The sequence below is a fragment of the Methanobrevibacter sp. 87.7 genome (genome assembly GCF_002208625.1).
In the GTDB taxonomy this organism is placed as follows: Archaea; Methanobacteriota; Methanobacteria; order Methanobacteriales; family Methanobacteriaceae; genus Methanarmilla.
Window position 1 is genome coordinate 1 of sequence record NZ_MRCT01000154.1, and the last position, 3,954, is coordinate 3,954.

Annotated in this window: 2 protein-coding genes; both read left to right on the forward strand. The window is 22.3% G+C overall.

Annotated features, from left to right (window positions below; translation table 11 throughout):
• Window positions 1-310 precede the first annotated feature (310 nt).
• Window positions 311-1,801 carry a hypothetical protein gene (locus BGI41_RS06985; RefSeq protein ID WP_088539857.1) on the forward strand — a complete coding sequence of 497 codons (1,491 nt, stop codon included), beginning with the start codon at window positions 311-313 and terminating at the stop codon, window positions 1,799-1,801.
• 343 nt (window positions 1,802-2,144) lie between these two features.
• Window positions 2,145-3,725, forward strand: a complete 1,581-nt coding sequence (locus BGI41_RS06990) for a cation-transporting P-type ATPase (protein WP_255377153.1) — start codon at window positions 2,145-2,147, stop codon at window positions 3,723-3,725.
• Window positions 3,726-3,954: the final 229 nt, after the last annotated feature.

The following is a 3,954-nucleotide window of genomic DNA, read 5'->3' on the forward strand; positions in this document are numbered from 1 at the left end:
CTTTAATAATAGAGTAAATTTAATATAAAGTTTATATTTATATATTTTTTAAAAATAAACTGCATATATATAAAAAAATTTAAATTATATGTATATAAAAACAATATTAATTAAATAAATATTAATTGATTAAAGATAGGAAATTAAAGTAATTAATATACTTTAATTTAAAATATGAATCTTATTAATTCCATTATCATAAATTAAAGTAATTAAATTACTTGGTTTCCCTTTAATCTTTTAATATATATCTAACCATTTTTTACCAATATTAAAAGGAATTTTAAATAAAATTAAGGGAGGTGAAAATTTGTTAAATAAAAGAAGTATATTATTAATAATAACTTTACTTATACTTTGTTTATGTATTAGTACTGTTTCCGCAGCAGATAATAACAGTTTAAATATAAATCAAGTCCCTAATAATGAATCAATAAGTTCAAATTCTAATATTAATATGGTTTCAGAAAACAGTCTTATCTCAGACAATGTTAAAGAAAACCAAAAAAGTAGTATACAATCTAATATTAGAACATCTGAAAATACATATGTTTCAAATGCTGTAAAGAATAATAAAAATTCAACAATTCTTTCAGACTCTGAAACTCCAGGAACATTTAATGATCTAAAAAAACTTATTACTAATACTCCTGAAAATGGTACATTAACTCTTGATAAAGATTATACTTTTAATGGTTCAGTTGATAATTATGAAATTAGTATTAATAAAGCAATAATAATCGATGGTAATAATCATATTTTAAATGGTAATAACCTTTCTGAAATCATATCTGTTCAAGCAGAAAAGGTAGTTTTAAAAAATATAAACTTTATTAATGGATATTCAGAACATCATGCTGGAGGAATATATTGGGGAAAAAACAACGGAACTATTATAAATTGTACTTTTATTAATAACCATGGAGAAAGTAGTTGTGGTGCAATATATTGGAATGGACATTATGGAACAATAGAAAATTCTACATTCATAAATAACACTGCTGGAGCTAATGGTGGTGCAGTTTATTGGTTTGCTTATTTTGGAGAAATTAAAAATTCTACATTCATAAATAACACTGCTGAAAACTTAGGTAGATCTATTTTTATTTTTATGAATAAATTACAAGTATCAAACTGTACATTCATAGATAATAAAGATAACCTTAACCTAGGAGATGTTTACTACTATTATTGTCTTAATTCAAATAAACTTCCACCAGGAAAAATTACATACACAACTACAAATACATCAATCGCAACTAATAATTACACATTAGAAGATGTTTCTAAATATATTAAAGTTTTATTCTATAATTATCCAGAATATTCAGATCAAAACCGTGTATGGGTTTTTACAAATAAAGAATTTAGAAATAGTAATGATACAATAATTCAAAAAGTAATACATGATGTTGATGTAGATCATTTAATACTTAATGATACCCCAATAAAATGGATAAATGAAACAGATTATATTCAATATAACTTTATTGGATTAAAATTAAATGATATTTATAAAAATTATCAAAATCTAATTTCATTTAAAATGGAAAATTTCACAATAAATACTACAACACAAACTAATAACACTAATAATACCAATTACACTAATAACAATACTAACTACACAAACCATACTAACAATAATACCAATAACAATACCAATCACACAAATAATCATAAAAAGACAAATCAAAGTAAATATGAAAGTACTACAACAACATACAAAACAGGTAACCCATTATACTTATTATTAATAGCATTACTATCTTTAATTTGGATTCCAAAATATAAAAACTAAAAATAATTAAATTTTAAAATTTTTATTAAAATGCAGGTAAATTCTCCTGCATTACTATTTTTTTTAAATTAATTCAATTACTAATCAAATTACTCTTTTTTATTTAAATAAAATTATTATTAATCAAATACTCTTAATTAAAAACATAAAAACAAAATTTATCACATAAGAACATAAAACCCAAAATTATTAAAAAACCCTAAAATGAAAAAAATATGTTTAAAACTTTTTTATTAAAAATTTAATTCGTTCTTATAAGAATAAAGAATAATTTAAGCAATTTTAATGAACAAATTAATAAAAATCATGAAAAAAATACTTAATTTTTCATATATATTCAGAAATAGGATATGATGTAGGTTATCTATGTAATAATTCAACAATAAAAGATAGAAAGATTATAGGTGATCCTACTGATGGAGCAATACTTGAATTTACAAAGGATAAAGTTGATTCAAATTATTTAAAAGAAAATAAACGTATTAAAGAAATTCCCCTTACAAGTTCTAGAAAAAGAATGAGTACAATATATCCTATTAATGACAATTATTTAGATAATAATATAAAACAATTAGAAAAACTTGAAAATCAAAAATTAAACAATAATGAAAAAATAATAGTATATACAAAAGGTGCACCAGAAATTATCTTATCTAAATCTAAATATATTGATGATAATGGAATAATTAAAGAAATAGATGAAAATACAAAGAAAACCATAAACTCAAAAATAGAAGATATGACTAAATCTGCATTAAGAGTAATTGGATTTGGATATAAAATCTTAGATAAAGATAAATTTAAAAATTTAAATGATAATGAAATTGAAGAAAATCTAATCTTCTGTGGATTAGTTGGAATGATAGATCCACCAAAAGATAAAACAAAAGAATCTATTGATAAATGTAAAGATGCAGGTATTCGTGTTGTGATGATAACTGGTGATCACAAAGATACAGCAAAAGCAGTAGCAGAAGAACTTGGAATATTAACTAATGGAAAAATTATAACTGGTGAAGAATTAAACAAACTCTCTAATGAAGAATACTCTAAAATATGTGAAGATATTCAAGTATATGCAAGAGTATATCCAGAACAAAAAGTAAGAATTGTAGAAACATTAAAATCAATGGGAAACATTGTTTCAATGACTGGAGATGGTGTAAATGATGCACCTGCACTTAAAAAAGCATCAATTGGAGTTGCAATGGGTGGAGGTACAGATGTTGCAAAAGAATCTTCAGATATGATTCTTCAAAATGATGATTTCTCAACAATTGTAAAAGCAATTGAAGAAGGACGTAAAATCTTTGATAATATTAAAAGATTTGTAAAATTCCAAGTATCTACAAACATAGATGCAATATTAACAATAGTAGGTGCAAGTATAATAAATATACCATTACCCTTTAATCCAATACAAATATTATGGATAAATATTATAATGGATGGACCACCAGCACAATCCCTTGGAAATGAAGGTCCAGAAAAAAATTTAATGCATCGTAAACCAGAAAATGGAGAAATCCTTGAAAAAAGAGATTATTTAAGAATAATAATCTTTGGTCTTACAATGGCAATAGGTACACTTGGATTATTTATCTATGAATTAAAATCAAATCAAAGTCTTGGAATAAATGAATGTAAAACAAAAGCAATGACTGTTGCTTTTACAGTCTTTGTAGTTTATCAACTATTTAGTGCATATTGTAATAAATCAAATTCAACAGTGAAAAATAGGGCATTTACAATATCAATACTCATCTCATTTATATTACAACTTGCAGTAATCTATATTAGTCCACTTCAAACAATATTTAGAACTACTGGACTTGATATTATAGATTGGATTTCTATATTTATTGTTGCATTTACAATATTTATAGTTGAATATATTCTAAGAAAAACAGTTTTTAAAAAATAGTATTATACTATTTTAAAAACTAATTATTTCTATTTTTTATATTTAAATAGCTATATTTTAAAAAATAACTATTTAATAACCTAATTTATACCTAATATTAAAATATTATACATATTATTAAAAAATAACTATTTTTATTATAATTTAGAAAAAATCTAAAATATTACTTAATAAAATCTAAATATAAAAAGAATTTAAAAAAACAGAAAAATAATAAAAATACTAATAA